Source organism: Methylothermus subterraneus, assembly GCF_054656915.1.
In genome coordinates, this window is sequence record NZ_BAAHXK010000032.1 from 1 (window position 1) to 1,436 (window position 1,436).

General features: G+C 56.5%; 1 protein-coding gene. It reads right to left on the reverse strand.

Annotation, left to right across the window (positions count from 1 at the left end; all coding sequences use genetic code 11):
* Positions 1–770: 770 nt before the first annotated feature.
* Positions 771–1,358, reverse strand: a complete 588-nt coding sequence (locus tag ACYQ3M_RS11575; RefSeq protein WP_460036237.1) for a DedA family protein — start codon at positions 1,356–1,358, stop codon at positions 771–773.
* Between the last annotated feature and the right edge of the window lie 78 nt (positions 1,359–1,436).

The following is a 1,436-nucleotide window of genomic DNA, read 5'->3' on the forward strand; positions in this document are numbered from 1 at the left end:
ACCTCCCCTACCCGCACCCCCAACAGCTTCCCTTGCGGGTTGCCTGCCCTTGTGGGCGGAGATACGGGCTTACCGTGTTCCGCGTAAGTAACATGGAAGGTTAGGTGCTGACTATTTCCCGGAAGGGTCCCGTCTCTGCTTGGCTAACCCTCAAAGCCAAGTCCACCTTCTTACCATTTTGGTTACAGCCTATCAGCATCTTTGGCTGTTCGGAGATGTCGGGATTTATCGTCAGTTCGCTTTCGCTCACCTTACTTCCAGCCTAGCTCCCTAACCGCCTTGATGCTGGCAGTTTTGCTTCAACCTCACGGTTTCAGCTTCACTCTTTCGAGAAGGGCTGCATTGTCAGAACAGCTTCACACAGAGCAGTTGCCCGCCCTGCATGTGTTCCTAGGCTACTACTGAGAGAACAGCAGGTTTAGTCAAAGTTTCCTCTGCTAAACAATCACTTAGAGCGACCTCACGTCGCACGGGGGTCCTCTCCCAAAGAGGCCTAAGCTTCGCGATCCGGTAACCCCCCGGATCCGGTATCCAATGGGCTGAACCCCCTGGCACGCCTTCTCCCGCAAAGGCGGGCCAAAGGTTTCGGAACTTATGCATTCCCGTGGTGACGCTCGCGAGGCAAACCCGCGCAGGCCCGCCCCGGCCATACAAGGGCCGGCGGCACCGAGGAAAAGTCCCTCTCCGCCTCACACACAAAATTTCGATACGCCCCAAGATTGCGGTCAGTCCTGCGAAAAACGCCTATCCCAACGCAAACCATTGCCAACTCAACGGGCCTCGCCATTTCCCATGTTCACAGTTCTACGCCCATTCCCGCGCAATCTTCGCCAAAGCCAAGCTAGGCCGCCGACAGCCAGTATTGCAATCAACACGATCTCTTCCACTCGCTTGAGATCTTTGATGAGTACATTGAGCGCGAGCCCGAACGCATAACCCGCACCAGACAAGGCAATCGCCCACAGGGCCGCGCCAATCAGGTTCAGCACGACAAAACGAAGCATCGGCACACGGCTCGATCCCAACAACAGCGGACCAGCGATGCGGAGTCCATAAAGGAAACGGACGGTGAGAATAGCCAAGACCGCATGGCGCTCCAGCAAGCCGTGAACGCGACCCTGATGCTTTTCCAAGACGGGAAACCGTTGAATCAACGCATCGCCCTTCCAGCGCCCGAGCACAAAAAACAACTGGTCTCCGAGGGCACCTCCGATCGTTGCGGTCAAGGCTACCAACGGCCAATCGAGCAGCCCGCGATGCGCCGCAAAACCCGCCGCGATCAGAATGGTCTCGCCTTCAAGAAGCGTACCGGCAAAAACCGCCAGATAACCATACGATGCAATGAAGCTGCTGATCACCGGGTCAGCCTCTGCCGGTACTCAAAGATCAAGCCTGGGCGATCGTCCCGATTTCTTAGATAGTGTCGTCACGAGATA